At 65.6% G+C, this 24,618-nt stretch carries 26 protein-coding genes and 1 pseudogene; 17 read left to right on the forward strand and 10 right to left on the reverse strand.

Annotation, left to right across the window (positions count from 1 at the left end):
* Window positions 1-15: 15 nt before the first annotated feature.
* From N825_RS03060 to guaB, 4 genes are all read left to right on the forward strand, one after another.
* Window positions 16-1,602: an ABC transporter ATP-binding protein gene (locus N825_RS03060; RefSeq protein ID WP_037446868.1), complete on the forward strand. Its 1,587-nt coding sequence runs from the start codon at window positions 16-18 to the stop codon at window positions 1,600-1,602.
* A complete protein-coding gene (locus N825_RS03065; protein WP_037446871.1) occupies window positions 1,592-2,695 on the forward strand; it encodes an ABC transporter permease in 1,104 nt (367 codons plus the stop codon). The genes N825_RS03060 and N825_RS03065 overlap by 11 nt, the downstream gene beginning before the upstream one ends.
* Window positions 2,695-3,624, forward strand: coding sequence for an ABC transporter permease (locus tag N825_RS03070; RefSeq protein WP_051511474.1), 930 nt, complete (start codon window positions 2,695-2,697; stop codon window positions 3,622-3,624). Before N825_RS03065 ends, N825_RS03070 begins: the two co-directional genes overlap by 1 nt.
* Before the next feature lie 116 nt (window positions 3,625-3,740).
* Entirely contained in the window at window positions 3,741-5,216 is a 1,476-nt protein-coding gene (gene guaB / locus N825_RS03075) for an IMP dehydrogenase (RefSeq protein WP_037446877.1), read from the forward strand.
* Window positions 5,217-5,222: 6 nt separating this feature from the next.
* Here the strand turns inward: guaB and N825_RS03080 are convergent, their stop codons facing one another.
* Together N825_RS03080 and N825_RS03085 are read right to left on the reverse strand one after the other, a co-directional pair.
* The gene (locus N825_RS03080; protein WP_037446879.1) at window positions 5,223-5,756 is read right to left on the reverse strand and encodes a hypothetical protein; all 534 of its coding nucleotides are present in this window, start codon (window positions 5,754-5,756) and stop codon (window positions 5,223-5,225) included.
* Window positions 5,753-6,331, reverse strand: a complete 579-nt coding sequence (locus N825_RS03085) for a hypothetical protein (RefSeq protein ID WP_037446882.1) — start codon at window positions 6,329-6,331, stop codon at window positions 5,753-5,755. The genes N825_RS03080 and N825_RS03085 overlap by 4 nt, the downstream gene beginning before the upstream one ends.
* A 279-nt stretch (window positions 6,332-6,610) precedes the next feature.
* Between N825_RS03085 and N825_RS03090 the strand changes: the two genes are divergently transcribed.
* The 6 genes from N825_RS03090 to N825_RS03115 all read left to right on the forward strand — a co-directional run bounded on the left by N825_RS03090 (window position 6,611) and on the right by N825_RS03115 (window position 12,695).
* Entirely contained in the window at window positions 6,611-7,927 is a 1,317-nt protein-coding gene (locus N825_RS03090) for an RsmB/NOP family class I SAM-dependent RNA methyltransferase (protein ID WP_037446885.1), read from the forward strand.
* The gene (locus N825_RS03095; protein WP_037446888.1) at window positions 7,924-8,484 is read left to right on the forward strand and encodes a GNAT family N-acetyltransferase; all 561 of its coding nucleotides are present in this window, start codon (window positions 7,924-7,926) and stop codon (window positions 8,482-8,484) included. Before N825_RS03090 ends, N825_RS03095 begins: the two co-directional genes overlap by 4 nt.
* Window positions 8,475-9,023 (forward strand): GNAT family N-acetyltransferase, encoded by a 549-nt coding sequence (locus N825_RS03100; RefSeq protein ID WP_051511475.1) that lies wholly within the window; start codon window positions 8,475-8,477, stop codon window positions 9,021-9,023. Before N825_RS03095 ends, N825_RS03100 begins: the two co-directional genes overlap by 10 nt.
* Before the next feature lie 40 nt (window positions 9,024-9,063).
* Complete coding sequence (guaA, locus tag N825_RS03105) at window positions 9,064-10,635, forward strand: glutamine-hydrolyzing GMP synthase (protein WP_037446891.1); 1,572 nt, start codon at window positions 9,064-9,066, stop codon at window positions 10,633-10,635.
* Window positions 10,636-10,944: 309 nt separating this feature from the next.
* The gene (locus N825_RS39635; protein WP_084164261.1) at window positions 10,945-11,133 is read left to right on the forward strand and encodes a hypothetical protein; all 189 of its coding nucleotides are present in this window, start codon (window positions 10,945-10,947) and stop codon (window positions 11,131-11,133) included.
* A 1,058-nt stretch (window positions 11,134-12,191) separates the two neighbouring features.
* Entirely contained in the window at window positions 12,192-12,695 is a 504-nt protein-coding gene (locus tag N825_RS03115) for a nuclear transport factor 2 family protein (protein WP_198038160.1), read from the forward strand.
* A gap of 113 nt (window positions 12,696-12,808) precedes the next feature.
* Here the strand turns inward: N825_RS03115 and N825_RS40220 are convergent.
* Both N825_RS40220 and N825_RS03125 read right to left on the reverse strand, forming a co-directional pair.
* A pseudogene (locus tag N825_RS40220) lies at window positions 12,809-12,958 on the reverse strand (transposase); the annotation flags it as partial.
* Window positions 12,959-13,136: 178 nt separating this feature from the next.
* Window positions 13,137-13,511: a winged helix-turn-helix transcriptional regulator gene (locus N825_RS03125; RefSeq protein ID WP_037446897.1), complete on the reverse strand. Its 375-nt coding sequence runs from the start codon at window positions 13,509-13,511 to the stop codon at window positions 13,137-13,139.
* Window positions 13,512-13,595: 84 nt separating this feature from the next.
* On the opposite strand from N825_RS03125, the gene N825_RS03130 reads away from it, so the two are divergent.
* Together N825_RS03130 and N825_RS03135 are read left to right on the forward strand one after the other, a co-directional pair.
* Window positions 13,596-14,330, forward strand: coding sequence for an SDR family NAD(P)-dependent oxidoreductase (locus tag N825_RS03130; RefSeq protein WP_037446900.1), 735 nt, complete (start codon window positions 13,596-13,598; stop codon window positions 14,328-14,330).
* Window positions 14,331-14,463: 133 nt separating this feature from the next.
* Window positions 14,464-16,533 carry a prolyl oligopeptidase family serine peptidase gene (locus N825_RS03135; RefSeq protein ID WP_037446903.1) on the forward strand — a complete coding sequence of 690 codons (2,070 nt, stop codon included), beginning with the start codon at window positions 14,464-14,466 and terminating at the stop codon, window positions 16,531-16,533.
* Between the two features lie 58 nt (window positions 16,534-16,591).
* On the opposite strand, the gene N825_RS03140 is transcribed toward N825_RS03135, so the two are convergent.
* The 3 genes from N825_RS03140 to N825_RS03150 form a co-directional block, all read right to left on the reverse strand.
* A complete protein-coding gene (locus N825_RS03140; RefSeq protein WP_245612995.1) occupies window positions 16,592-16,831 on the reverse strand; it encodes an Atu4866 domain-containing protein in 240 nt (79 codons plus the stop codon).
* 110 nt (window positions 16,832-16,941) lie between these two features.
* Window positions 16,942-17,478: a nuclear transport factor 2 family protein gene (locus tag N825_RS03145; RefSeq protein WP_037446908.1), complete on the reverse strand. Its 537-nt coding sequence runs from the start codon at window positions 17,476-17,478 to the stop codon at window positions 16,942-16,944.
* 38 nt (window positions 17,479-17,516) lie between these two features.
* Window positions 17,517-18,239, reverse strand: a complete 723-nt coding sequence (locus N825_RS03150; RefSeq protein WP_037446910.1) for an SDR family oxidoreductase — start codon at window positions 18,237-18,239, stop codon at window positions 17,517-17,519.
* A 98-nt stretch (window positions 18,240-18,337) separates the two neighbouring features.
* On the opposite strand from N825_RS03150, the gene N825_RS03155 reads away from it, so the two are divergent.
* Window positions 18,338-19,222 carry a LysR family transcriptional regulator gene (locus N825_RS03155; protein WP_037446913.1) on the forward strand — a complete coding sequence of 295 codons (885 nt, stop codon included), beginning with the start codon at window positions 18,338-18,340 and terminating at the stop codon, window positions 19,220-19,222.
* On the opposite strand, the gene N825_RS03160 is transcribed toward N825_RS03155, so the two are convergent.
* A complete protein-coding gene (locus N825_RS03160) occupies window positions 19,215-20,093 on the reverse strand; it encodes a LysR family transcriptional regulator (protein WP_245612996.1) in 879 nt (292 codons plus the stop codon). The genes N825_RS03155 and N825_RS03160 overlap by 8 nt on opposite strands.
* Before the next feature lie 200 nt (window positions 20,094-20,293).
* Here N825_RS03160 and N825_RS03165 point away from each other — a divergent pair, with 200 nt between their 5' ends.
* The 4 genes from N825_RS03165 to N825_RS03180 all read left to right on the forward strand — a co-directional run bounded on the left by N825_RS03165 (window position 20,294) and on the right by N825_RS03180 (window position 24,070).
* On the forward strand, window positions 20,294-20,905 hold the full coding sequence (locus N825_RS03165) for a glutathione S-transferase family protein (RefSeq protein ID WP_037446918.1): 612 nt from the start codon (window positions 20,294-20,296) through the stop codon (window positions 20,903-20,905).
* Between the two features lie 51 nt (window positions 20,906-20,956).
* Window positions 20,957-23,023: a 2Fe-2S iron-sulfur cluster-binding protein gene (locus N825_RS03170; RefSeq protein WP_037446920.1), complete on the forward strand. Its 2,067-nt coding sequence runs from the start codon at window positions 20,957-20,959 to the stop codon at window positions 23,021-23,023.
* Window positions 23,024-23,112: 89 nt separating this feature from the next.
* A complete protein-coding gene (locus N825_RS03175) occupies window positions 23,113-23,577 on the forward strand; it encodes a nuclear transport factor 2 family protein (RefSeq protein WP_037447674.1) in 465 nt (154 codons plus the stop codon).
* A 34-nt stretch (window positions 23,578-23,611) separates the two neighbouring features.
* Window positions 23,612-24,070: a hypothetical protein gene (locus tag N825_RS03180; RefSeq protein ID WP_037446923.1), complete on the forward strand. Its 459-nt coding sequence runs from the start codon at window positions 23,612-23,614 to the stop codon at window positions 24,068-24,070.
* A 45-nt stretch (window positions 24,071-24,115) separates the two neighbouring features.
* Here N825_RS03180 and N825_RS03185 read toward each other — a convergent pair whose 3' ends face one another.
* Both N825_RS03185 and N825_RS03190 read right to left on the reverse strand, forming a co-directional pair.
* Window positions 24,116-24,322, reverse strand: a complete 207-nt coding sequence (locus tag N825_RS03185; RefSeq protein ID WP_037446927.1) for a hypothetical protein — start codon at window positions 24,320-24,322, stop codon at window positions 24,116-24,118.
* Between the two features lie 19 nt (window positions 24,323-24,341).
* Window positions 24,342-24,536: a hypothetical protein gene (locus N825_RS03190; RefSeq protein WP_037446929.1), complete on the reverse strand. Its 195-nt coding sequence runs from the start codon at window positions 24,534-24,536 to the stop codon at window positions 24,342-24,344.
* Window positions 24,537-24,618: the final 82 nt, after the last annotated feature.

The following is a 24,618-nucleotide window of genomic DNA, read 5'->3' on the forward strand; positions in this document are numbered from 1 at the left end:
ACTGGGAGACGTATCATGAGGAACGACGCCGGCGGGGCTCCGCCCCGGCTTGAGCTTCGCGGAATAACCAAGCGCTTCCCCGGCGTCGTCGCCAACGACGCTGTCGGCTTCTCGGTGGGGCCGGGCGAGATCCACGCGCTGCTGGGGGAGAACGGCGCCGGCAAGAGCACGCTGGTCAAGATCATCTACGGCGTGCTGCACGCCGACGAGGGCGAGGTGCTTTGGAACGGGCAGGCGGTCAGCCTGGCCAACCCGCACGAGGCCCGCCGGTTGGGCATCGGCATGGTGTTCCAGCACTTCTCGCTCTTCGACGGCATGACCGTGCTGGAGAACATCGCGCTGGGCCTGGAGGGCAAGCCCGACATGCGGAGCCTGAGCGGTCGGATCGTCGAGGTCTCCAAGGCCTATGGGCTGCCACTCGACCCCCGGCGCGAGATCCACACCTTGTCGGTCGGCGAGCGCCAGCGGGTCGAGATCGTCCGCTGCCTGCTCCAGGACCCCAAGCTGTTGATCATGGACGAGCCGACCTCCGTGCTGACCCCGCAGGAGGTCGAGCGTCTGTTCGGCACCTTGAGGATGCTGTCGGCCGAGGGCTGCTCGATCCTCTACATCAGCCACAAGCTCCAGGAGATCAAGGACCTGTGCGACCACGCCACGATCCTGCGCGGCGGCAAGGTGGTGGGGGAGTGCGACCCCAAGGTCGAGTCCACCCGCGGCATGGCGCAGCTGATGATCGGGGCGGAGTTGAAGACCCTGTCGCGGCGCGGCGCGCGGCCCAAGGCCGCGACCCGCTTCTCGGTCGAGGCGCTGGACCTCGCGAGCGACGAGCCGTTCGGCACCAGCCTGAAGCGCGTCGGGTTCGAGGTCGGCGCCGGTGAGATCTTCGGCATCGCGGGTGTGGCCGGCAATGGCCAGAACGAGTTGATGCGCGCCCTGTCGGGTGAGCTGACGGTGGCCACGGCCTCCAGTATCCGGCTGGATGGTAAGCCGGTCGGCAATTTGGGTGTCGAACCGCGCCGGGCGCTGGGGCTGTGCTGCGTCCCCGAGGAGCGCAACGGCCACGCGGCGGTGCCCGATATGAGCCTGGCATCCAACGCGCTGATCAGCGCCCGCAACCGGATGAAACTAGCGGCCAAGGGCTGGATCAGCCGGGACGCCACACGCGCTTTCGCCGAGCGGATCATCCAGGAGTTCGGCGTCAAGGCGCGCGGCCCTGAATCGGCGGCGCGCAGCCTGTCGGGTGGCAACCTGCAAAAATACATCGTCGGGCGCGAGATCCTGCAAACGCCCGAGGTGCTGGTGATCGCCCAGCCAACCTGGGGCGTCGACGCCGGAGCCGCCGCCGCGATCCATCAGGCGCTGTTCAACCTGGCGCAGAACGGCGCCGCGATCGTCGTCGTCTCGCAGGATTTGGACGAGTTGCTGACGCTGTGCGACCGGCTGGCGGTGCTGAACGTCGGCACGCTGTCGAAGGCGATCGCCACCGCCGACGCCTCGCTGGAGGAGATCGGCCTGCTGATGGGCGGTCTGCATGGCATGACGCCGGAGGTTCCGGCGGTCCATGGCGAATTGGGGCAGGGGAGCGGGCAGCATGTCGCTTAAGTTCGAACCACGCCGGGAGATCCCGGCTTGGCTGGTCTATGGCACACCGCTGCTGGCGGTGGCGCTGACGATCCTGTCCGGCTATTTCCTGTTCATGATCCTGGGGCTCAACCCCGGAGCCACCCTGTACATCTTCCTGGTGTCGCCCCTCGAGACCCAGTTCGGCTTGGCCGAACTGGCGGTCAAGGCGGGCCCGCTGATCCTGATCGCCACCGGATTGGCCATCGGCTTCCGAGCCAATGTCTGGAACATCGGCGCGGAGGGCCAGCTCACGATGGGCGCCATCTTCGGCGCCGGCATCGCCTTGGCCTTCTGGGGCGAGGAGGGCTTCTGGATCCTGCCGCTGATGTTCGTCGCGGGCGCCCTTGGCGGCATGATGTGGGCGGCTATCCCGGCTTTCCTGAAGACCCGGTTCGAGGTCAGCGAGATCCTGACCAGCCTGATGCTGACCTATGTCGCGACGCTGGTCCTGAGCATCCTGGTGCACGGCCCCTGGCGCGATCCGGAGGGCTTCAACTTCCCGCAAAGCCGGCTGTTCACCGAGGCGGCGATCCTGCCAGTCATATTGGAGGGTACGCGGCTGCATGCCGGGGCCTTCGTCTCGCTGTTCGCCGCCGTCGCCGCCTGGGTGCTCCTGACGCACACCGTCACCGGCTTTCAGGTCAAGGTGGTCGGCCAGGCGCCGATGGCGGCGCGGTTCGCCGGGTTCAGCCAGAAGGGCACCGTCTGGTTTAGCCTGCTGCTGGCGGGCGCTCTCGCCGGCCTCGCCGGCATGATCGAGGTGGCGGGGCCGATCGGGCAGCTGACGCCGCAATTGACGCCAGGCTACGGCTTCACCGCGATCATCGTGGCCTTCCTCGGTCGGCTCAACCCGCTGGGCATCATCCTGGCCGGGCTGGTGATGGCGATCTCCTATATCGGAGGCGAGAACGCGCAGGTCTACGCCCAGCTGCCGCAGGCCGCGACGGGCGTCTTCCAAGGGATGCTGCTGTTCTACCTGCTGGCGTCGGACTTCCTTGTCCGCTACCGCGTCCGCTTCCAATCCACCAAGGCGCGTGACGCCAAACCCCGCCCGGAGGTCGCCGCGGCATGATGGATTTCCTGGTCCTGATCACGGTGTCCGTGGTCATCGCGGCGACGCCGATGCTGTTCGCCGCCGTCGGTGAACTGGTGGTCGAGCGCTCCGGCGTGCTGAACCTGGGTGTCGAGGGCATGATGCTGATCGGCGCCGTGGTCGGCTTCGGCGTCACCATGACGACCGGCAGCGCGGTGCTCGGCATCGCGTCGGCGGCACTGGCGGGAGCCGCCCTGGCGCTGATCTTCGCGGTGCTGGTGCTGACCCTGATGGCGAACCAGGTGGCTACGGGGCTGGCCCTGACCATCTTCGGCATCGGCCTCAGCGCCCTGATCGGCGCCGGTTTCGTCGGCATGCCGATCGCGGCCCTGCCCAAGCTGTTCATCCCAGGCGTCAGCGACCTGCCGGTGATCGGGCCGCTCCTGTTCCAATATGACGCCATGGTCTACCTGTCGATCGCTCTGACCGTGGCGGTCGGCTGGTTCCTCAAGTCGACCCATGCCGGCATGGTGCTGCGGGCGGTCGGCGAGTCCGCGGAGTCGGCCCATTCCATCGGCCATCCCGTGATCAGGGTGCGCTATCTGGCGACCCTGTTCGGTGGCGCGCTGGCGGGGTTGGGCGGTGCCTTCCTGTCGCTGTCGGTGACGCCGATGTGGGCGGAGAACATGACGTCCGGCCGCGGCTGGATCGCCTTGGCGCTGGTGGTGTTCGGGTCGTGGCGGCCGGGCCGCGTGCTGCTGGGAGCCTACATCTTCGGCGGCGTCACGATCCTGCAGCTCCACGCCCAAGGCAGCGGCGGGCTCGGCATGGGGCTGCCGTCGCAGGTGTTCACCATGCTGCCCTATCTCGCGACCATCGCCGTCCTGACGATCATCTCGGCCGGTCCCTGGCGCGGCCGCTTCCAGGCCCCAGCCTGCCTCGGCCAACCTTTCCGGCCGTCGGTCTGAGGCCGCCATCTCTTGATCCGCACTGGCGAGCCCTGCGTATACCGCAGGGCAACGTAGACTTCACAGGCGGCGTTTCCTGTGTATAGTGCCGCACATTTTACGCCAGGAGACGGTTTATGGCCCAGATCGTGCAGTTTCGCGAAGCCCTCACCTTCGACGACGTCCTGCTGGTGCCGGCCGAATCTTCGGTCCTGCCGGCTCAGACCGACACCCGCACCCGCCTGACCAAGACGATCGAGCTCGGCATCCCGCTGATGTCGGCCGCGATGGACACGGTGACGGAGAGCGCGCTCGCCATCGCCATGGCGCAGGCCGGCGGCATCGGCGTGCTTCACCGCAACATGGACATCGAGCGTCAGGCCGACGAGGTCCGCCGGGTCAAGCGGTTCGAGTCGGGCATGGTGGTCAACCCCATCACGATCGAGCCAACCGCCTCGCTGGCCGACGCGCTCAGCCTGATGGCGAATTACCGCATCTCCGGCATCCCGGTGGTCGAGCAGCCATCCGGCAAGCTGGTCGGCATCCTGACCAACCGCGACGTCCGCTTCGCTTCCAACCCGCAGCAGCGCGTGTCGGAGCTGATGACCCACGAGAGGCTGGTGACGGTCCGCGAGGGCGTCGATAGCGCCGAGGCCAAGCGCCTGCTCCACCAATACCGGATCGAGAAGCTGCTGGTTGTCGACGACGCCTACCGCTGCATCGGTCTGGTGACCGTCAAGGACATCGAGAAGGCCCAGCTCCACCCCAACGCCTGCAAGGACGAGAAGGGGCGCCTACGCGCCGCCGCCGCGACCGGCACCGGCGACGATGGTCTGGCGCGGGCCGAGGCGCTGTTCGACGCCGAGGTCGACGTGCTGGTGGTGGACACCGCGCACGGCCATTCCCGCCGCGTGATGGAGCAGATCGAGAAGGTCCGCCGCCTGTCCAACTACACCCAGGTGGTCGCCGGCAACGTCGCCACGGCGGACGCCGCCAAGGCGCTGATCGATGTCGGTGTGGACGCGGTCAAGGTCGGCATCGGGCCGGGCTCGATCTGCACCACCCGCATGGTCGCCGGCGTCGGCGTGCCGCAGCTGACCGCCGTGATGGACGTGGTCGAGGAATGCCACCGCCAGGGCATCCCAGTCGTCAGCGACGGCGGCATCAAGTATTCCGGCGACCTCGCCAAGGCGATAGCGGCCGGCGCCGATTGCGCGATGCTGGGCAGCATGTTCGCCGGGACCGACGAGAGCCCGGGCGAAGTCATCCTTTACCAGGGCCGCAGCTACAAGAGCTATCGCGGCATGGGCTCGGTCGGCGCCATGGCGCGTGGCTCGGCCGACCGCTACTTCCAGCAGGAGGTGCGCGACACCATGAAGCTGGTGCCGGAAGGCGTCGAGGGCCGGGTCCCCTACAAGGGTCCGGTCAGCGGTGTCGTCCACCAGCTGGTTGGCGGCCTGAGGGCGGCCATGGGCTATACCGGCAACGCCACCATCTCCGAGATGCAGACCCGCTGCAACTTCGTCAAGATCACCAACGCGGGCCTGCGCGAGAGCCATGTCCACGACATCATGATCACCAACGAGGCGCCGAACTACCGCCGCGATCTGTAAGACGCCTTAGTCCGACTTCGACGGGTCGCCGCCGTCCGGCGCGCCCGTCACCTCGATCTTGAAGCCGCGGCTTGGTGGGAACCGGGTCGCGGCTTTCTTGACGGCGCGATCCATCGTGGTGGCCCAGACCAGGAAGCGCAGGTTGCCGGTCCAGTTCTCGTGGCCCTCGTCGCCGGTCGCCTCGGGCAGGGTGCCGCCCTTGCCGGAGATGGTCAGGACCCAGCGTTGATCCTCGGGCAGGCGGCGTTCGTCCAGCACGACCAGTCGGTTGTCGACCTTGCGGATGCCCTTGAGCTTGACCTGGAGCTGTTCGGCTTCCGCCGCCAGTCGGTTCGCCGCCGTCATCGTGTTGTTGAGCTTGCGCTTGGCGCCACGGCATTCCTTGGCGAGTTCGCGGATCGCGGCGGTCTGCCGGGCCCGGTCGCGGCCGAGATTCCTGACTTCGTGGCGGGCGGAGTTGACCTTCTGCAGCGCATGCCGTAGCCCGATCAGAACGCCGAGATAGCCACCGAAGAAGCAATAGATGATGGTGCTGTTCACGCGGCCGCCCCATCGCCATCGGATAGGGAGGCGTTGTCCTGGGGTTCGATGATCTCGACCACGACGAAGCCCAGGCTGAGCGGGAAGCGGCTGTCAAGGAACGATTTGGCCTCCGGTATTCCCGGTGCCCAAACGTCGACGTGCTGCGCCCGCGCCCAGCTGGCGTCCAGCTGCGGGTGGACCCGGGCCTCGCGATGGGCGGTCTGGACATGGCGGTTGATCATGACCGCGCGGAACAGCCGCCAGCCGGGACGACGATGGCCGATGATCCGGATCAGCTCCTCGTCGCGGCGGTTCAGTTCGGCGATCTTCGACTGGCGCTGCTCGACGTCGCGCTCCATCTTGCGGCGGTGCGCTTCCGCTTGCGCCATTGCGACCCGCAGTCGCGTGCGGCGGTGATCCAAGCCCGAGAGCATCGGCGCGCACCGCCTCAGCTTGGTTCGGAGCGAGGTCGCGGCGGTGCCGGTCACGATGATCCTGGCGACGACCTCGCCGCCGACCCGGGCCGCCAGAAAGCCGATGAAGCCCGCGAGGGCGGCGAACAGGACGTCCGCGACGATCTCGACCGCCGACATGGCCGAAGCACCATTGCTTTGAAAGAATGAATTCGGTTTCAATGAGAACCATGCCGCACCGCGTCATGGTTCACGGGGCGGACTATGGAGGGGGCGCGCCAAATCGGCAATACCGGATAGAAGCTTCCCATTGCCGCGGGGACCGCTTGACGCCTTTGAAACCATTTCGTCACGCCGAGGGGGGACTGGACCGATGAAAGCTGTTGCGTGGCGGCGTCTCATCGCCCATGTCACACCTTCGCGACCGCGTGACCCCCATATCCGACCAATAGAGACCAAATGACCCCCGGCGCCCGCCTGCAAGCCGCCATCGAACTCCTCGACGAGGTCGAGGTGACCCCGCGTCCGGCGGACGCCGTGATCAGCGCGTTCTTCCGTGCCCGCCGGTTCATCGGCGCCAAGGACCGCGCCGCCGTGGCCGAAACGGTCTACGGCGTGCTGCGCCGGCATGCCCGGCTGCGTTGGTGGTTCCAGCACGCCGGTGGCTTCCCGATCACGGCGCGGACCTTGCTGATCGCCGACCAGATCCTAGCCCAGGGACGGCCCGCCGACCATCTGGACAAGCTGTTCAGCGGCGGCAGGTTCGCGCCCGAGCAGTTCAGCCAGAACGAGATCCGCTTGGCGAACAAGCTGGAGGGCCACACGCTCGACCACCCCGACATGCCCGACGATGTCGCTGTCGAGTGTCCCGAATGGGCGTCCGGTCTGCTGCGCGAGTTCTACGGCGACCGCTTCGTGACCGAACTGGCCGCGTTGCTGGACCCGGCTCCGCTCGACCTTAGGACCAACACCGTCAAGGGCGACCGCGACGCCGCCATCGCCGCCTTGGCCGCTGGCGGGATCGAGGGTGAGGTGACGCGCTGGTCGCCGTTCGGTATCCGGGTCCATGGCCGGCCGCCGCTGGCCTCGACCGACGCGTTCAAGAACGGCCTGATCGAGATCCAGGACGAGGGCTCCCAGCTGATCGGGCTGCTGACCGACGCCCAGCCGGGCCATCAGGTGGTCGATTTCTGCTCCGGCGCCGGCGGCAAGGCGCTGGCCATCGCGGCGGGCATGAACAACAAGGGCCGGCTGGTCGCGTGCGACGTGCTGGAGAAGCGGCTGAAGCGGGCGGCGGAACGGCTGCGTCGCGCGGGTCTGCACAATGTCGAGACGCGGCCCCTGAGCAGCGAGCGCGATCCCTGGGTCAAGCGCCACAAGGGCAAGTTCGACCGGGTGCTGGTGGACGCGCCCTGCACGGGTACGGGAACGTGGCGGCGTAACCCCGACAGCCGCTGGCGGCTGCTAGGGCCGGGGCTGGAGGAGTTGCTGAAGCTTCAGCACAGCATCCTCGATTCGGCATCGCGGTTGGTCAAGCCGGGTGGACGGTTGATCTTCGCCACCTGCTCGCTGCTGCCGCAGGAGAACGAGCACCAGATCGACGCCTTCCTGGCGGCGCATCCCGACTTCACGGTCAAGCCGGTGGACGAGCTGTGGCCGACGGCGGTCGGGACCGCCAGTCCGGGCACCGGGAACTACATGCGGCTTTCGCCCGCCCGTCATGGCACCGACGGCTTCTTCGCCGCCGTGCTGGAGCGCGGGAGTGCCATGGAATGACGGGGCGCATCCGGCGCGCGCGGCTGGATGACGCGGCGGCCATCGCCTATGTCCATGTAATGGGCTGGCGCGAGACCTATCCCGGGATCGTCCCGGCGCGCACGCTGGCGACCATGGATGTCTTCAGCCGCACGCGATACTGGGCGCAGGTGCTGGACAACAAGCGCAACCGGATCGACGTGTTCGTGGCGGAGATGCCGGTGGATGGCGAGGACCGGGTCGTCGGATTCGGCGTCACCGGCCCCGAGCAGGTCGGCCTGACCGAATATTCCGGTGAGTTCCACGCGCTCTATGTGTTGAAGGTCGGGCAGGGGCGGGGGCTGGGCGCCAGGATGATGGCGGCCATGGCGTCGGCCTTGATCCAGCGCGGCATGAACGCCTCCACCGTCTGGGCCTTGCGGGACAATTGGCCCGCAAGGCGTTTCTATGAGAAGATGGGTGGATTGCTGGTCAGCGAGCGTCCGCTCATGTTCGATGGCACGCGGGTGATGGAAGTGGCCTATGGCTGGGACGATGTGGCGCCGATCGCGCGCCGGAGCGAGGAGGCATGGCGCTGATCCGCCGCGCCCGCGTCGAGGACGCCGCGGGCATCGCCGCGACCCATGTCGACAGCTGGCGCACGACGTATCCGGACATGGTGCCTGACAGCTATCTGCTGGGCATGTCGGAATCCGCCTACACGCGGCGCTGGAGCGCCATCCTGGCCGACCGCGCGCGCATCCACGGCAGCTTCGTGGCGGTCGAGCCGCCCATCGGAGTCGTGGGGTTCGCGTCCTGCGGCGCGCAGCGGACCGGTTTGGAAGGCTATGGTGGTGAGTTCTACGCGCTCTACCTGTACGATCACGCGCAGAACCGGGGAATCGGCCGGCACCTGATGGCCGCCATGGCGACCGAATTGATGAACTATGGCATGAACTCGGCCGTCGTCTGGGTCTTGGCCGTCAATCCCTCGCGCTGGTTCTATGAAAGACTGGGCGGCCGCAGGCTGGCGGAGAAGATCGCCGACTTCGCGGGAGCCGAACTGACCGAAGTCGCCTATGGCTGGCGCGACCTCGCCCCACTGGCGCGCTTGTCGGCGGACCCTCCGGTGCGCTAACACACGACCTGACATCCAGCTAAGCTTGAAGCGAGTAGAAATGACCGCGCCCCTCTCGACCGACCTGACCGCCGATCGCGTTCTCATCCTGGATTTCGGCTCCCAGGTGACTCAGCTGATCGCGCGCCGGCTGCGCGAGAGCGGCGTCTATTGCGAGATCCACCCCTTCGCCATGACGGGCGGAAAGGTCAAGGATTTCGGCGCCAAGGCCATCATCCTGTCCGGCAGCCCGGCCTTCATCTCGCAGGAGAACTCGCCGCGAGCACCCCAGGAGGTGTTCGAGCAGGGCGTGCCGGTCCTCGGCATCTGCTACGGCCAGCATGTCATGTGCGCCCAGTTGGGCGGCGAGGTGACCGGGTCCGACCACCGCGAATACGGCCGCGCCTTCGTCGACATCAAGGAGCCCTGCGCCCTGTTCGAGGGCTTGTGGGAGCTGGGCGCCCGCGAGCAGGTCTGGATGAGCCATGGCGACCGCGTGACCAAGCTGCCCGAGGGCTTCCGCGTCGTCGGCCAGAGCGAGGGTGCCCCCTTCGCCGTGATCGCCGACGACACCCGGCATTTCTACGGCGTGCAGTTCCACCCCGAGGTGGTCCACACGCCGCACGGCGCGCAGCTTCTCAAGAACTTCACCCACCATGTCGCCGGATGCCGCGGCGAGTGGACCATGGCCGCCTTCCGTGACGAGGAGATCGCCCGCATCCGCGCCAAGGTCGGCCAGGGCAAGGTGATCTGCGGCTTGTCGGGCGGCGTGGACAGTTCGGTGGCGGCGGTGCTGCTGCACGAGGCGATCGGCGACCAGCTGACCTGCATCTTCGTGGACACCGGACTGATGCGGTCCGGCGAGGCCGACCAGGTCGTCACCCTGTTCCGCGACCACTACAACATCCCGCTGATCCACCGCGACGCGTCGGACCTGTTCCTGGGCAAGCTGGCGGGTGTGACCGACCCCGAGCAAAAGCGGAAGATCATCGGCGGGCTGTTCATCGACGTGTTCGACGAGGAGGCCCACAAGATCGGCGGCGCCGAGTTCCTGGCGCAGGGCACGCTGTACCCCGACGTGATCGAGAGCGTGTCGGTGTCGGGCGCCGGCATGACCATCAAGTCGCACCACAACGTCGGCGGCCTGCCCGCCCGAATGAAGCTGAAGCTGGTCGAGCCGCTGCGTGAGCTGTTCAAGGACGAGGTCCGCCGCCTGGGCCGTGAGTTGGGCCTGCCGGAGAGCTTCATCGGCCGCCATCCGTTCCCCGGTCCCGGCCTCGCGATCCGCATCCCCGGCGACATCACCCCGGAGAAGCTGGCGATCCTCCGCAAGGCCGACACGATCTACCTGGAGGAAATCCGCAACGCCGGCCTCTACGACGCAATCTGGCAGGCCTTCGCCGTTCTGCTGCCCGTCCGCACCGTCGGCGTGATGGGCGACGAGCGCACCTACGACTACGCCTGCGCGCTCCGCGCCGTGACCTCGGTGGACGGCATGACGGCCGATTACTACCCCTTCGACCACGAGTTCCTGGGCCGTGTCGCGACCCGGATCATCAACGAGGTGCGCGGCATCAACCGGGTGACCTACGACATCACGTCAAAGCCGCCCGGCACGATCGAGTGGGAGTGATTTTTAGCCATCGCGGCGGTGTTCCTCCGCTCACGAAAAACCGCCACTGATCACGGGTAAGTGTCGTCTGATTGCCGCAACGATCGCTGGCTGATCCCTGCGGTCGGGGTGGGGATGCGGCGGTGATGTTCCAGGGCGGTCGGTCGGCGGTTCGGACGATCGTTCTTCCAGTCCAACAGTGCCGGAAGGCCAGCCAGATGAAGGCACGGTCAACAGGATGGCCAACTATGCATTCCGGCTGTAGCACCACTCCGTGTCCCATGATGTTTCCGGCCATTGGCCGTACATTCAAACACAAAGGAGACCAAGATGGCCGAACCTGTGACCCATGGCTCTCGCGGTCGGGTTCGTGGCGAGCGTCTCGAGACGCGGGTCACTGCCGAACAGAAAAACCCGATTGAGCGCGCCGCGATCGTGTCCCTGGACGTGGTGGGGCAGCCGGATCAGTTCGGCGGCACTCTTCGTCGTCTGACCGGTCGGATAATTGGCCGGTCATGAGGTGTATGAGGGTGTCATCGTCGCCCAGTGTCGCGATCGGCGAAAGCTTTGTCCAACGGGTGATTGCGCGCCCAGCATCGTCGCCAACAGCAGCGACAGCTTTGAACGGTATGTCTTGATTCCTCCAAGCGAGTGTTGCTCAAATATGGCTTGGATAGAATTCACTAGACGGAGCATACCGGTCACCAGACTTTTCCTAGCCCATCGAAGGGAGATGGCGGATCACTCACCTACTTGGCATGTCAAATGTCATCATCTGGTGCTAATATTTGCATAAAAAGATAAATATTAGTTTTCCTGTATTGTCTAAATATTCACCTAAGAAATAATTTTAAATGAATGAGAAACGTCTTAGCTGGAGTATAAAAATTCTCCTAATAATGAATGCTATCCTCGCAGGAAATGTACCGTCCGACTCCATGGCCACGAGTCCCGACAGAACCTCATCCACGAAGGCATCGACGTCGGCGAAGGCGTCCCTGGATGATGTCGAAGTCTTGGCGGTTCTGACGGCGGTACCCATATCCTGCTGGCTCGGCGACTGTGGCCGACGGCTCCTGGCATAGCCCGTCAACCTCACGCATGTCAGCTCTCTTTCAGCTCAAAGTAGCATCCCGGTCAGCATAGGGCGACACGTCCCGCCTGCGAACAGGTTCTCAACCTTGTAGCGGGCTTTCGGGATCTTGTAACGACGCGGTTCATTCGCCTTGCACGGCATCAGGGTCCTCGGGGGACAGCGGCGGGCATTCTCCATATCTATCCGCCTGCCGCTGCGTCAGCCCCCACAGCGGTTTTCGCACCAAGATCGACCTCCGGGACATCCGCGCGAAGGCGAACATAGATCGACTGTCTTCCAAACAGCCGAATTTTGGACCGGTTGCGGAGGTGCGCGTTTTTTCGCCACCAAAAGAGATCGGGTCCTCGTGTGCGTGGTGGAGGATACTCGATTACTCTGATCTGTGGTGCTTACCAAAGGGTAAGTACTGGACTCACTAATCACGGGACTATAAATGTTGGAGCGTGCTGCGCTTCAGCGCGGAGGAACCAAGGGGAATTACATGGCTGTTTTCCATCGGCGCTCGATCTTGACCGGCCTCGGCACGCTCGCGGCAATGCCTCTAGTGCAGCGGGCACACGCGCAGGCGCCTGTGCTGCCGACGAACGAAGCGGTTATCAGAGAACTATACCTGGTCGCTGAGGCGACGAGCCTCAATGCAGACAGGTTTGTTTCTCTTTTCGCGGACGATGGATACTTTCTTGACATGTCGTCAGGACAGAAATGGATCGGTCAAGAGGTTCGTGAACCAGTCACGGGGCTAATCTCAGCCTACCCCGACATGCATCGTGAGTTGCTGAGCTTCTACTCCACCTCTGACGATGTGGTCGTGGTCGAGCTCAAGCTGCAAGGCACCCATGGGGGTGATCTTCCCCTTCCCGGCGGTATCCTCCGCGCCACGGGTAGAAAGTTCGATGTGCCGTGCTGCGATGTGTGGCACCTCAGGGACGGCAAGGTAAAGTCGTTCCATTGCTATAATAACCTTGTCGGCTCGCTGAAAAGCTAAGCACTCCCAGGGTCCACACTCAATCATAGACAGTATGCCACAATGGTTGCGATGGCGAGGTTTGCCTCGTGGTTTCTGGCGAGTTTGTCGTAGCGGTTGGCGACGCGGCGAAAATCCTTCCATCGGCATCCGCTCTTCGGTACGTGAATGATGCCGCTGATGATGCGGCGGTCATCAACCCGGCGGGCACCGGGCTGGTTCTTCGGAAGGTGCGGTTCGATCACCGGCCATGCGGCATTGTCCAGCCAGAACAAGCTCCTCAATGTCACCTCCAAGGCTCCTATAACGCCTTGGAATCACAGTCACACTTTCACATGAAGTGGTTGATCGGATTTTCGCCCCAGTGTCGGGAGTATTGATCAGAGCCCCGGTGTTGAGCGGTAATCGCTTAAGTGCATCGGTCATGCGCCACTGGACAAGTGCTCACCCAAAGCTCCGCGCTCAATCCCGCGCACGCCGCCAGCCATCCCGCTGGGCGTAGACGCGCGCGACCTCGTCCATATTGTCCGTACCCCAAACGCAGAGCGGGGCGAGGGCTTCGGCGAGGCTGCGGCCAAGGGGGGTGAGCGTGTAGTCGACCCGCGGCGGCACTTCCTTGTAGTCGGTCCGCTTCACGATCTCGTCGGCCTCCAGCTCTTTCAGCTGCTGGATCAGCATCTTGTCGCTGACGCCGCGGACCGACCGCTTCAACTCGCCGTACCGGTTCGGCCCTTGCAGCAGGAAGTACACGATGAGCGGCTTCCACTTGCCTGAGATCACTCGGAGCGTGGCGTCCAAGCCGCAGGTGAAACCGGGAATGGGATCGGGCGTTTTCATAATTCTATACTTACCAAAAGGTGCATACTTGTCAACAGGTGTGTGCTCTGCCAGCTCTAGGCCATGTCATCAAGGAGACGAGACATGAACAGACTGGAAAACAAGACGGCGGTGGTCACCGGTGGAGCCAGCGGGATCGGCTTCGCCACCGCCAAGCGCTTCATCGAGGAAGGCGCGTTCGTCTTCATCTTCGGCCGGCGGCAGGATGCGCTCGACAGGGCCGTGGCCAAGCTCGGCCCGAAGGCGCGGGCGGTGCGGGGCTCGGTCACCGAGATGGGCGATCTCGATCGGCTGTTCGACGCCGTCAAGAGCGAGCGCGGCACCCTCGACATCCTGTTCGCCAATGCCGGGACCGGTGACCTGGCGGCCTTGGGCGAGATCACGGCCGAGGAGTACGATCGCACCTTCGATAGCAATGTGAAAGGGACGCTCTTCACGGTGCAGAAGGGGCTGCCGCTGATGCGCGCCGGCGGGTCCATCATCCTCACCGGGTCGACGACGGGAGTGATGGGGACGCCCAAGTTCAGCGTCTACAGCGCCTCGAAGGCCGCGATCCGCAACTTCGCCCGAAGCTGGGCGCTCGATCTCGGCGGCACGGGCATCCGCGTCAACGTGCTTTCGCCGGGCCCGACACGGACGGAACTGGCGTTGGAGGTGGTGGGCGAGGAAGGCATGAACGCCATCGGCGCCTCCACGCCGCTCGGGCGCATGGCCGATCCCGCCGAAACGGCCGCGGTCGCCGCCTTCCTGGCGTCCGATGACAGCAGCTTCATGACTGGTGGCGAGGTTTTCGTCGACGGCGGCTTGGCTCAGGTCTGACATCGACATGCGGGATCGGAGAGCCGGCTGGATGGACGGAGCTTCGTCTTCCGTCCTGACGGCGGCTCCCGAGGCCTCTCCGTTTACCATACCCACCATTTCGACCCTCGCGTAAACAACACCGCAGGCGAGCATGTCCAAGACAGCCTATCCCCAAACCCACCGTATCGACGTCGTGGAGGAGCATTTCGGCCATAGGATCGTCGACCCCTATCGCTGGCTGGAAAAAGATGCCCGCGACGACCACCAAGTGGCCGACTGGGTCGCGGCGCAGAACGAGGTGACACAGGCCTATTTGACGGGTCTGCCCGGCCGGGACATTCTCCGGAAAAGGCTAGCCGCCATGCTCGACCACGAGCGGTTCGGCATCCCGATCAAGCGCGGCGGACGGTACTTCTTCACCCGGCAATCCGGGAGGGACAACCAGCCGAAGCTCGTGATGCGGGGTGGCGACGACGGCGGCGGGGAGGATCGCGTCTTGATCGACCCCAACGGCTGGTCCGACGACAATGCCGACGCGCTGGCGGAGTGGGTACCGTCGGATGACGGCACGCTGGTTGCCTTTGCCGTTCAGACCGGCGGCACGGATTGGCGGACGATCAGGGTGCTCGATGTCGATACGGGCGGGATCCGGGACGATGAGGTGCGATGGGCGCGTTTCATGCAAATCGCCTGGGCGCGCGACGGGTCAGGCTTCTTTTATTCGCGCTATCCGGAGCCGGCGGGCGGGGAGACCAACACGTCGAGCGTCGCCAATCACGCCGTCTATTTTCACGCCCTGGGCACGTCCCAATCCGAAGACCAGCTCGTCTATTCGGATCCGGAGCACCCCCATGTCCTACACTTGGTCGCGCGCACCGACGACGGCCGCTTTCTCGCCATCCACTCGATGCCGGGTGTCGGTGTCAACGCCCTGGCCGTCATCGATTTGGCGAGTGCCGACTGGGCACCGCGCCAGCTGATCGCGAACTTCCAGGCGGAGTGGTCGCTGATTGGCAACGAAGGGGATGTGCTCGTCCTGTTGACCAGCCAGGACGCGGAACGGCGCAGGATCGTCACGCTCGACCTCACCGAACCGGAGGCGACGCCCGTCGAGATCGTGCCCGAGGACGACGCCGTGCTCACCAGCGCCGCCCTATGCGGCGATCGCTTGCTCGCCACATATCTGGTGGACGCCAAGACCGCCGTCCGCCGCTTCAAGCCCGACGGCACGCCCGACGGCGTCGTGGAACTCCCCGGCATCGGAACCGCCGGCGGCTTCACGGGCGACGGCGAGGACAGCGAGGTCTTCTTCGTTTTCACCAGTTACGACACGCCGGTCACCATCCACCGGTACGACGTGGCGTCCAACAGCCACGCGGTTTGGGCGAAGCCCCAGGTCGCCGTCGATCCCGACCAGCTCTCGGTGGAGCAACGCTTCCACCCGTCGCGGGATGGCACCCGCATCCCGATCTTCATCGTCCGGCGGCGTGACGTCGCGGGCCCGGCGCCAACCCTTCTGTACGGCTATGGCGGCTTCGGGATCAGCATGGTTCCGGTCTACAATCCCCTGAACATGGCCTGGATCGAACAGGGCGGCGTGGTCGCCGTCGCGAACATCAGGGGCGGCGGCGAGTATGGCCGGGCTTGGCACACCGCCGGCCAGTTCGAAGGCCGGCGGAACGCGTTCGACGACTTCATCGCCGCCGGCGAGTTCCTCAAGCGGGAAGGGATCGCCTCGGCGGACGGTCTGGCGATCCAGGGCGAGTCCAATGGCGGCCTGCTGGTCGGCGCGGTCACCAACCAGCGTCCCGACCTGTTCGCCGCCGCGTTGCCGGGCGTGGGGGTGATGGACATGCTTCGCTATCACCGCTTCAGCGGCGGAACCCTGTGGATATCGGATTTCGGCAGCCCGGACGAGGAGCGCCATTTCACCTCCCTGCTGGGCTACTCGCCTTACCACAACATCCGCCAGGGAGCCGATTACCCGGCGATCCTCGCCACCACGGCCGATACCGACGACCGCGTCGTCCCAAGTCATACGTTCAAGTATGTCGCCGCGCTACAGGCCGCGGATCTCGGACCCAAACCGCGACTCGTCCGTGTCGAGACGCGGGCGGGCCACGGTGCCGGCCTCTCGCGCGACAAGCTCATCAACCTGTACGCCGACCTATGGGCCTTCGCCGCCCATGCGACCGGTCTGGTGGTCGCGGATCGATCATGATAGCGGTCCCGCCCACGAAGCTCCCGCCGTGAAATGGGCGGTGGATGGATTCGGACCGTTACCGCCGATAAAGGATCATGCCGGCGTGGTGCAGGACACCGTCGATGAAGTCGCCATCGGCGGTGAAGCCCGTATCGTCCCAGTATTCGATATGATTGCCGGTCACCTCGTAGCGTCCCTCATAGGCGCGCTCGCGTGTCCCACGCGCCTCGACATAGCGGCCGTTCGACAGCAACTCGTGGCGGATCCGCCCGTCCTCCGTGACCCACAGGCCGACATAGGGGTGAGTGGTTTCCATTGGCGTTTCCTCGGCATGTCCGGATGGAATCAGAAGCGTTAGGGCGATGACGGTCGCGAAGGCGCGTCGCATGGTCGAACTCCTCCTTGTCCAGGATGTGTCACGGCCGCCTAGGGCTGGCGCGGCGGATTGTTGTCGACGACGCGCTGATATTCGACGAGATCGAGAAAGGCCTCGACCCCGACGGCCGAACCGCCGTCCATCTGGAGGATCCAGACGAACTGGTTTTGGTAGGTTCCTCCAGAGGTCGTGGTGGCGTAGGCGTCGAATCTGATGATGACCCTGTCTCCCGCGGCCCAGATGTGATGCACGTCCGGTATGATTGGCGTCGCGAGACGGCTGACCAGCGGGCCCGCGGCGCGGTTGACGACATCCTTGATGCCGCGGTAGGTGCCGGCGATCGGACCGGAGCCGTGGATCGTCCAGACCACATCGGGTGCCAGCAGGTCCTCGAAGACGTTGCCGCCCCCTACCCACCGTCCGAAGGCCTCCCGCACGGTGGCTTCGTTCCGCGCCTCGACGTCGACGACGTGCGCGGGGGTGTTGGCCCAGACGGCCCCGGTGGCAGGGAGGAAGGTGAGGGACAGGACGACCAGCAGCGCGCGGCCGCGAGCCGCGAGGCGGTTGACCGGAAGCGCGATTGTCATGGGATCTCTCCTCTCGTTCATGGGTCGGTTACTCTTGGTCAATTGCTTGAGGCGGTCGGCCGGATGGTGATCTCGCTGGTGTCCACGTTCGGCGGCGCTTCGATCAGATGCCGGACGGCGCGCGCGATGTCGGCGGGCTGGAGGGCTATGGCCCGATAGGCGTCCATCACCGCCATGGTGTCCTCATGGGTGATGGTCGAGGCGAGTTCGCTTTCCACGACACCGGGATTGACGCAGGTGACACGGATGTTCGTGCTTTCCTGGCGCAGGCCATCGGAGATCGCCCGGACCGCGAATTTGGTCGCGCAATAGACGGCGGCGGTCGGAACGACCGACAACGCGCCGATCGAGCCAATATTGATGATCTGGCCGCCGCCCTGCGCCTCCATGATCGGCAGTACGGCGCCGATGCCCCAAAGCACGCCCTTGATGTTGACGTCCACCATGCGCTCCCATTCGTCCAGCTTGCCGGCGGAGAGCGGCGAGAGCGGCATGACGCCCGCGTTGTTCACCAGGACGTCGATGCGGCCCCAGGTCTCCAGCGCGGCTTGGGCGAACGCCGCCATGGACTGGCGATCGGTCACGTCCAGCACTCGGGCCACGGCCGTTCCGCCCGCGGCGACGATCTCATCGGCGATGGCCTCGACGCGATCAAGGCGGCGCGCGCCCAGCAGCACCTTCGCGCCGGCACCGCCAAGCTCCCGCGCCATGCCTTCGCCGATTCCGCTGGAGGCGCCGGTGATCAGGATGACCTTGTCCATGTTCCGTTTCCCATCTGGTTGATGACGGGGAGATGGACGCCCATCCCGGTCGCTGGTATCCGTTCGATCCTTGACTGACTGGTTAGGGATGCTAACCAATGAGGATCGACCTCAACTTACTGCCCCTCTTCCTGGCCGTGGCGGAGGAGCAGGGTTTCCGCCCGGCGGCCGACCGGTTGGGCGTGACCCGCTCAGCCGTGAGCCAGGGAATGCGGCGGCTGGAGGATGCCTTCGGGACGGCGCTGGTGGTGCGGACGACGCGGTCGGTGCGCCTGACCGAGGCGGGCGAACGCCTGCGCGAAGCCCTGTCCCAACCCCTCTCGGATATCGGCCAAGCGCTTGACAACGTGGCCGGGGAGAGGGCGCCGCGCGGGCTCCTGCGCGTCGCGGTCACCTCGATCGCCGAGCGGTTCCTCTCGGGCCCCCTCATCGCCTCCTTCGCGGCGGCGCATCCCGGCGTGACGATCGATGTCACGGTCACCGATGAGGAGTTCGACATCGTCGCGGCCGGATACGACGCGGGTGTCAGGCTGGGTGAGGTGATCGAGCAGGACATGATCGCGGTTGCCGTGACCGGCGACCAACGCGAGGTGGCCGTCGCGACCCCGGCCTATCTCGCGGCCCATGGTGCTCCGGCCCATCCGAGGGATCTTGTCCATCATCGCTGCATCGGCTGGCGTCCGGCACCGCGCGCGGCGCCGCACCGCTGGGAATTCGTGGAGAACGGCGTTCCCTTCGACGTGGCGGTCGAGCCCCAGATCACCACCAACGACCTGCGCCTGATGCTGCGCACCGCGCTGGCCGGGGGCGGAATCACCTTCGCGCTTGAGGAGAACTTCCGGCCCCACCTGGAGAGCGGTGAACTGGTGCCACTCCTGGAAGACTTCCTGCCACCCTTCCCGGGCTTCTTCCTCTACTTTCCCCAGAACCGCAACATGGCGCCCAAACTGCGCGCGTTGATCAACCACGTCCGTCTCAGGTGATCACCCGGTTCGCGCGCAGCCGCGCCGCCGCGAAGTCAACGAACGCCTGCACCTTGGCCGACGCGTTGCGCCCCTCGGGATGAACAACGTGGATCGGCAGCGGCTCCTCCTCGAACTCGCCCAGCACGGTGCGGAGGCTGCCGTCGAGCAGATCCGGTGCTATCATGTAGGACAGGACGCGGGCGAGGCCCCATCCGGCGCGCGCCGCGCCGATCCCCGCCGCGTTCGAATTGCAGAACAAAGCCGGCTTGACGTGGGCGACGATCTTTCCCCCCGGGCCAAAGCGCCAATCGAGCGATGGCCAAGCGCTGGTCACCGCGATGAGACGGTGTCTGGCAAGCTCGGTCGGGTGTTCCGGGACCCCGTGGCGTTCCAAATAGGCGGGCGCGCCGCAGATCACCCGGCGCACCGATCCGACCCTGGTCGCCCGGTGGGTCGAATCCGGCAGGTGCCCGATCCTGATCGCGACATCGATGCCCTCATCCACCAAATTGGTGACCCGATCCAGCAACAGCACCGTGCCCGTCACCTCGGGATAGGTTTCCAGGAAATCCATCATGATTGGCATGATGTGCATCTGGCCGAACTGGACCGACGCGGTGACCGTCAGTCCGCCCGTCGGCTTGGCGAACGATCCGGCGGCGGAGGCCTCCGCCTGCTCGATCGCCGCCAAGATGCGGCGGCAGTCCTCGACATAGCGATGCCCCGCCTCGGTCAGTTTGACGGAGCGCGTGGTGCGGATCAGCAGCCGCGCGCCGATCAGGTCCTCCAGTGCCGCCACGGCGCGCGTGACGGCCGGCGGACTCATGTGCAGCTGTCGCGCCGCCTCGGCGAACCCACCCGTGTCGGCGATACGCACCAGCACTTTCATGGCGTGGTGGCGATCCATTCTCCTCCGTCCCCAAAAGTCATGAACCTCGTCAGCATAGACGTGCTGGTGGCCCACCGCAGGTCTTTATTCCATTTTGTGGAATGCTGAATTGAGGACTACGCCGCTTCTTCCGACGCGTGATCCACGGCAAGGTTTGCGTGCCGGAAAGACCCGGCGTTGGACACCCTGGGAGCCGTCACATGAAACTCTATTCCCACCACCTTTCCGGTCACGCGCACCGCGCCAGGCTCTTCCTGTCGCTGATTGGCGTCGACGCCGAGATCGTCGAGGTCGACTTGGCGAAGGGAGCGCACAAGTCGCCCGAATATCTGGCGCTCGATCGCTTCGGTCAGGTTCCGCTGCTGGATGACGACGGCGTCATCGTCGCCGATTCCAACGCGATCATGGTCTACGCCGCCAAGAAGCACGGCCGCGGCGACTGGCTTCCGGAGGACGCGCTGGGCGCCGCCAAGGTCCAGCGCTGGCTTTCGGTCGCCGCCGGCCAGATCGCCTTCGGCCCGGCCGCCGCCCGCCTGGTCACCATCTTCAACGCCGGCTTCAACCCGGAAGAGGTGATCGCCCGGGCGCATGGCGTCCTCAAGCTGATCGACGCCGAGTTGGAGGGTCGCGATTGGATCGCCGCCGAGCGGCCGACCATCGCGGACGTGGCGCTCTACAGCTATGTGGCGCGGGCGCCCGAGGGCAATGTCGACTTGAACCCCTACGCCAATGTCAACGCCTGGCTCCGGCGGATCGAGGCGCTTCCCGGCTTCGTCGAATTCGCCCGGACCCCGGTTGGCCTGAACGCCTAATCGCCGCCGGGCCGCCAAAAAGCCCGGCCAACCCTCAAGGGGGACTCCAATATGTCGATCGATCCAGCCGCGGAGCCATCACCCTTCCACCCCGGCGAGATGCGCCTACAGCGCCTGCTCGGCGTCGCCGAACGGGTCGCGCCGCAGGGCAGGGCGATCCGGGATCACATGCCAGATCAGCACCGCGCCTTCTTTCGGCAATTGCCATTCGTGGTCCTGGGTTCGGTCGATCCCTCCGGCGATGGCTGGGTTACCCTGCTGGCCGGCAGACCCGGGTTCATGAGCAGCCCGGATCCCTGGACGCTGTCCGTCAAGGCTCCGCGCGACAGGCACGATCCCGCCCTGGCAGATCTGGAGGACGGCGACGCGATCGGGCTGCTTGGCATCGAACTTCCCACCCGGCGCCGCAACCGCTTGAACGGCCGGATCTTCGGCAGCCGCCCCGACGGGTTCGATGTCCGGGTCGAGCAGTCCTTCGGCAACTGTCCGCAATACATCCAGAAGCGCGACAGCACCTTCGTCCGCGACCCCGGCGACACCGACGCTCCGCCCGACGCCATCGTCACCGAAGGGCTGGATGATCGTGCCCGCCGGCTGATCGTGGCGGCGGATAGTTTCTTCGTCTCCTCCCACATGGACGACGCCGCCGGTCGCCATGTCGACGCCTCCCACCGTGGCGGCAAGGCCGGCTTCGTCCGCGTCAATGAGGATGGGTCGCTGACGATCCCCGATTTCGCGGGAAACCTGCAGTTCAACACGCTCGGCAATTTCGTGCTCAACCCCAGGGCTGGACTGGTCTTTCCCGACTTCGAGACCGGCGACCTGCTGCATCTGACGGGCGACGCCGAGGTGATCCTCGAGTCGGATGAGATCGCGGCGTTCCAGGGTGCCGAACGGCTCTGGACCTTCAGGCCCCGCAAGGCCGTCCTCCGGCCCGGAGCTCTGGCCCTGAGGGGGAAGATGCGGTCGGACGGCTGGTCGCCCAACAGCCTGATGACCGGCGATTGGGATGAGGCGCGGTCAAGGTTGGCCGCCGCGGCGCTGGGCTCGCGCTGGCGCCCCTTCCGGATCGCGAAGCTCGTTGACGAAAGCGGCGTGATCCGCTCCTTCCATCTCGAGCCGGCGGATGGCAACGGCATCATTCCCCATTTGGCGGGCCAGCATCTCCCGATCCGCGTGCTGCCGGACGGGCACGCCGAGCCAGTCATTCGCACCTACACCCTGTCGACCGCGCCCTCCGACGGGTATTACCGGATCAGCGTCAAGCGCGAGGGGCTGGTCTCCCGGCATCTCCACGACCGCCTCTCGGTCGGCGACATCATCGAAGCGCGGGCTCCGGCGGGTGGCTTCACGATCGACGCCGCCGAACGGCGTCCCGCCGTCCTGCTGGCGGCGGGCATCGGCATCACGCCCGTGCTGGCCATGGCGCGCCATCTGGTCCACGAGGGCCTGCGCACCCGGCGAATCCGTCCGACCTGGCTGTTCGTCTCGGCACGCACCCTCGCCGAACGGGCGTTCGACCGCGAGATCGCCGAACTGGTCGAACGGTCGGACGGTGCCATTCGCCTGATCCGCGTGCTCGGCGACCCCACCGGTGCCGTGGAGCGGCGCGACTACGACGTGGCGGGGCGGATTACCCTGGACCTGCTGCGGGCGGTCCTGCCCTTGGATGGCTACGATTTCCTCATGTGCGGCCCGCCGGCGTTCATGCGGGACCTGTATGACGGTCTGCGCGCCATCGGCACACCGGACGACCGCATCCACGCGGAGGCCTTCGGGCCGGCGTCCTTGGCGAGAACAGGTGACGGGCCGGCGGTGGAACCGATGGCCCCATCGAAGAAGGCCGTGCCGGTGGTCTTCGCCCGGTCGGGCAAGGAAGCGCTTTGGGAGCCGGGAACCGGCGCGCTTCTCGATCTCGCCGAGTCGGCCGGCCTGACGCCGGACTTCAGTTGCCGTTCCGGAAGCTGCGGCACCTGCGCCACCAAGATCCTGTCAGGGAAAGTCACCTACGAACACCCGATCCAAGCCAAGGTCACGGAGGACGTAGCCCTGATCTGCAGCGGCGTCCCAGCCGACCAATCCGCCGGCGGCGGCGACAAGCTGACCCTGGATCTATGATCCCAAGAATGCTGGCGTTGAGAAAACCGCGATGATCCATTACCTCCAATCGCCGATCCATGATCGGGAAGCCAAGACAGGAGTTCGCCATGTCCCGTCCTCCCCTGCCTCCCTTCACCGAGGGCAGCGCCCGTGAAAAGGTCCGCCTCGCCGAGGATGGCTGGAACAGCCGCGATCCCGCCAAGGTCGCGCTCGCCTACACCGAGGACACCGTGTGGCGCAACCGCGTCGAGTTCCCGCGAAGCAGGGCCGAGGCCCAGGCGTTCCTGGAGCGGAAATGGGCCAAGGAGCTGGACTATAGGCTGATCAAGGAGCTTTGGGCCTTCACCGGCGACCGGATCGCGGTCCGTTTTGCCTATGAATACCATGACGACAGCGGTACCTGGTTCCGGGCCCACGGCAACGAGAACTGGGAATTCGCGCCGGACGGACTGATGCGCCACCGCCACGCCAGCATCAACGAGCATCCGATCAAGGAGGAGGACCGCAAGTTCCGCTGGCCGCTGGGCCGTCGTCCCGACGACCACCCCGGCCTGTCCGACCTCGGGCTATAAGTAGATCATCCATAAAGCCGAGGGAGTCGGGATCATGGTCCAGCGCACGGGATGGCGGGCACTTCACGCGGCGGCCGGACTGATTGGCTTCCTGACCATCGCCGCTTTCATGGTGTCGACCATCGTCGTGGAACTGTCCGGCGACGTGGCGGCGGTCGCGGAGGTCAAGGCGGCGATCGTCAAGGGTCTGTTCCTTTTGATCCCCGCCTTGGCCCTGACCGGGGCTTCCGGTTTCCATCTGGCGGGCCGGGCACCGAAGGGGCTGGCGGGGCGGAAGTTCCGGCGGATGCGGATCGTCGCCGGCAATGGCTTGCTGCTGCTGGTGCCGGCGGCGCTCTATCTGCACTGGAAGGCGGCGGCGGGCGATTTCGACGAGATGTTCCTGCTGGTGCAGGCGGTCGAGGTCATGGCTGGGACCTTGAACCTGGGACTGATCGGCCTGAACATCCGCGATGGTCTCCGCCTGACCGGCCGTCTCAAATCGATCGCATAGTTCCAACGCCTCTCGTGGGACCGTACCACGGGCAACCAACCGAGATCACCGGTCGCGCGCTGCGTCCTCCTGTTCGCGGGAGAACCGCTCGAAGTCGTAGGACGAGCGACGCGACTGCCGATCCCTCACATCCTGCGTCAGACCGGATTTTCGTGACTCGGCCAAATACTCCTCGTCGGACTGCACGCATCCTGTCAACGGTGCCAGGGTGAGCATCGCGAGACTGGCCAGGATCACTGTCATGGTTCGCATGTCGCCGATGCCTAAGACCTCATGAGACTTCGGCCGAACAAGCCAATACGCGCCACTCAGGCAGGTTCTCCGTCAGGTTTCCCAGGTTGTCATGATCGGACGGGACGGTACCCGTCATCTTGTTGTCGTTGGCTTCCCAGTGGTAGGCGATATCCATGAGCAGGTCATCCGGGATTCCTTGGTTCAGGATGTCCTCGAGATTGTACTGTGCCATCTCCCCACCCTACTTGCTCGACTATGGTTCACGATTTCCAACAAAGCGAACGGTGCTTATCGTCCATGCCGCTCCGGTTAGC

It is taken from the genome of Skermanella stibiiresistens SB22 (genome assembly GCF_000576635.1).
Lineage (GTDB): Bacteria > Pseudomonadota > Alphaproteobacteria > Azospirillales > Azospirillaceae > Skermanella > Skermanella stibiiresistens.

Bases quoted from the DNA above. Each gene is read 5' to 3' on its own strand.
- N825_RS03170 (WP_037446920.1), top strand. From the start codon at position 20,957: ATGTCGATCGATCCAGCCGCGGAGCCATCACCCTTCCACCCCGGCGAG.
- guaA (WP_037446891.1), top strand. From the start codon at position 9,064: ATGACCGCGCCCCTCTCGACCGACCTGACCGCCGATCGCGTTCTCATC.
- N825_RS03100 (WP_051511475.1), top strand. From the start codon at position 8,475: ATGGCGCTGATCCGCCGCGCCCGCGTCGAGGACGCCGCGGGCATCGCC.
- N825_RS03125 (WP_037446897.1), bottom strand. From the start codon at position 13,511: ATGAAAACGCCCGATCCCATTCCCGGTTTCACCTGCGGCTTGGACGCC.
- N825_RS03150 (WP_037446910.1), bottom strand. From the start codon at position 18,239: ATGGACAAGGTCATCCTGATCACCGGCGCCTCCAGCGGAATCGGCGAA.
- N825_RS03130 (WP_037446900.1), top strand. From the start codon at position 13,596: ATGAACAGACTGGAAAACAAGACGGCGGTGGTCACCGGTGGAGCCAGC.
- N825_RS03180 (WP_037446923.1), top strand. From the start codon at position 23,612: ATGGTCCAGCGCACGGGATGGCGGGCACTTCACGCGGCGGCCGGACTG.
- N825_RS03190 (WP_037446929.1), bottom strand. From the start codon at position 24,536: ATGGCACAGTACAATCTCGAGGACATCCTGAACCAAGGAATCCCGGAT.
- N825_RS03135 (WP_037446903.1), top strand. From the start codon at position 14,464: ATGTCCAAGACAGCCTATCCCCAAACCCACCGTATCGACGTCGTGGAG.
- N825_RS03145 (WP_037446908.1), bottom strand. From the start codon at position 17,478: ATGACAATCGCGCTTCCGGTCAACCGCCTCGCGGCTCGCGGCCGCGCG.
- N825_RS03060 (WP_037446868.1), top strand. From the start codon at position 16: ATGAGGAACGACGCCGGCGGGGCTCCGCCCCGGCTTGAGCTTCGCGGA.
- N825_RS03160 (WP_245612996.1), bottom strand. From the start codon at position 20,093: ATGAAAGTGCTGGTGCGTATCGCCGACACGGGTGGGTTCGCCGAGGCG.
- N825_RS03175 (WP_037447674.1), top strand. From the start codon at position 23,113: ATGTCCCGTCCTCCCCTGCCTCCCTTCACCGAGGGCAGCGCCCGTGAA.
- guaB (WP_037446877.1), top strand. From the start codon at position 3,741: ATGGCCCAGATCGTGCAGTTTCGCGAAGCCCTCACCTTCGACGACGTC.
- N825_RS03165 (WP_037446918.1), top strand. From the start codon at position 20,294: ATGAAACTCTATTCCCACCACCTTTCCGGTCACGCGCACCGCGCCAGG.
- N825_RS03140 (WP_245612995.1), bottom strand. From the start codon at position 16,831: ATGGAAACCACTCACCCCTATGTCGGCCTGTGGGTCACGGAGGACGGG.
- N825_RS03085 (WP_037446882.1), bottom strand. From the start codon at position 6,331: ATGTCGGCGGTCGAGATCGTCGCGGACGTCCTGTTCGCCGCCCTCGCG.
- N825_RS03115 (WP_198038160.1), top strand. From the start codon at position 12,192: ATGGCTGTTTTCCATCGGCGCTCGATCTTGACCGGCCTCGGCACGCTC.
- N825_RS03070 (WP_051511474.1), top strand. From the start codon at position 2,695: ATGGATTTCCTGGTCCTGATCACGGTGTCCGTGGTCATCGCGGCGACG.
- N825_RS03095 (WP_037446888.1), top strand. From the start codon at position 7,924: ATGACGGGGCGCATCCGGCGCGCGCGGCTGGATGACGCGGCGGCCATC.
- N825_RS03155 (WP_037446913.1), top strand. From the start codon at position 18,338: ATGAGGATCGACCTCAACTTACTGCCCCTCTTCCTGGCCGTGGCGGAG.
- N825_RS03065 (WP_037446871.1), top strand. From the start codon at position 1,592: ATGTCGCTTAAGTTCGAACCACGCCGGGAGATCCCGGCTTGGCTGGTC.
- N825_RS03185 (WP_037446927.1), bottom strand. From the start codon at position 24,322: ATGCGAACCATGACAGTGATCCTGGCCAGTCTCGCGATGCTCACCCTG.
- N825_RS03090 (WP_037446885.1), top strand. From the start codon at position 6,611: ATGACCCCCGGCGCCCGCCTGCAAGCCGCCATCGAACTCCTCGACGAG.
- N825_RS39635 (WP_084164261.1), top strand. From the start codon at position 10,945: ATGGCCGAACCTGTGACCCATGGCTCTCGCGGTCGGGTTCGTGGCGAG.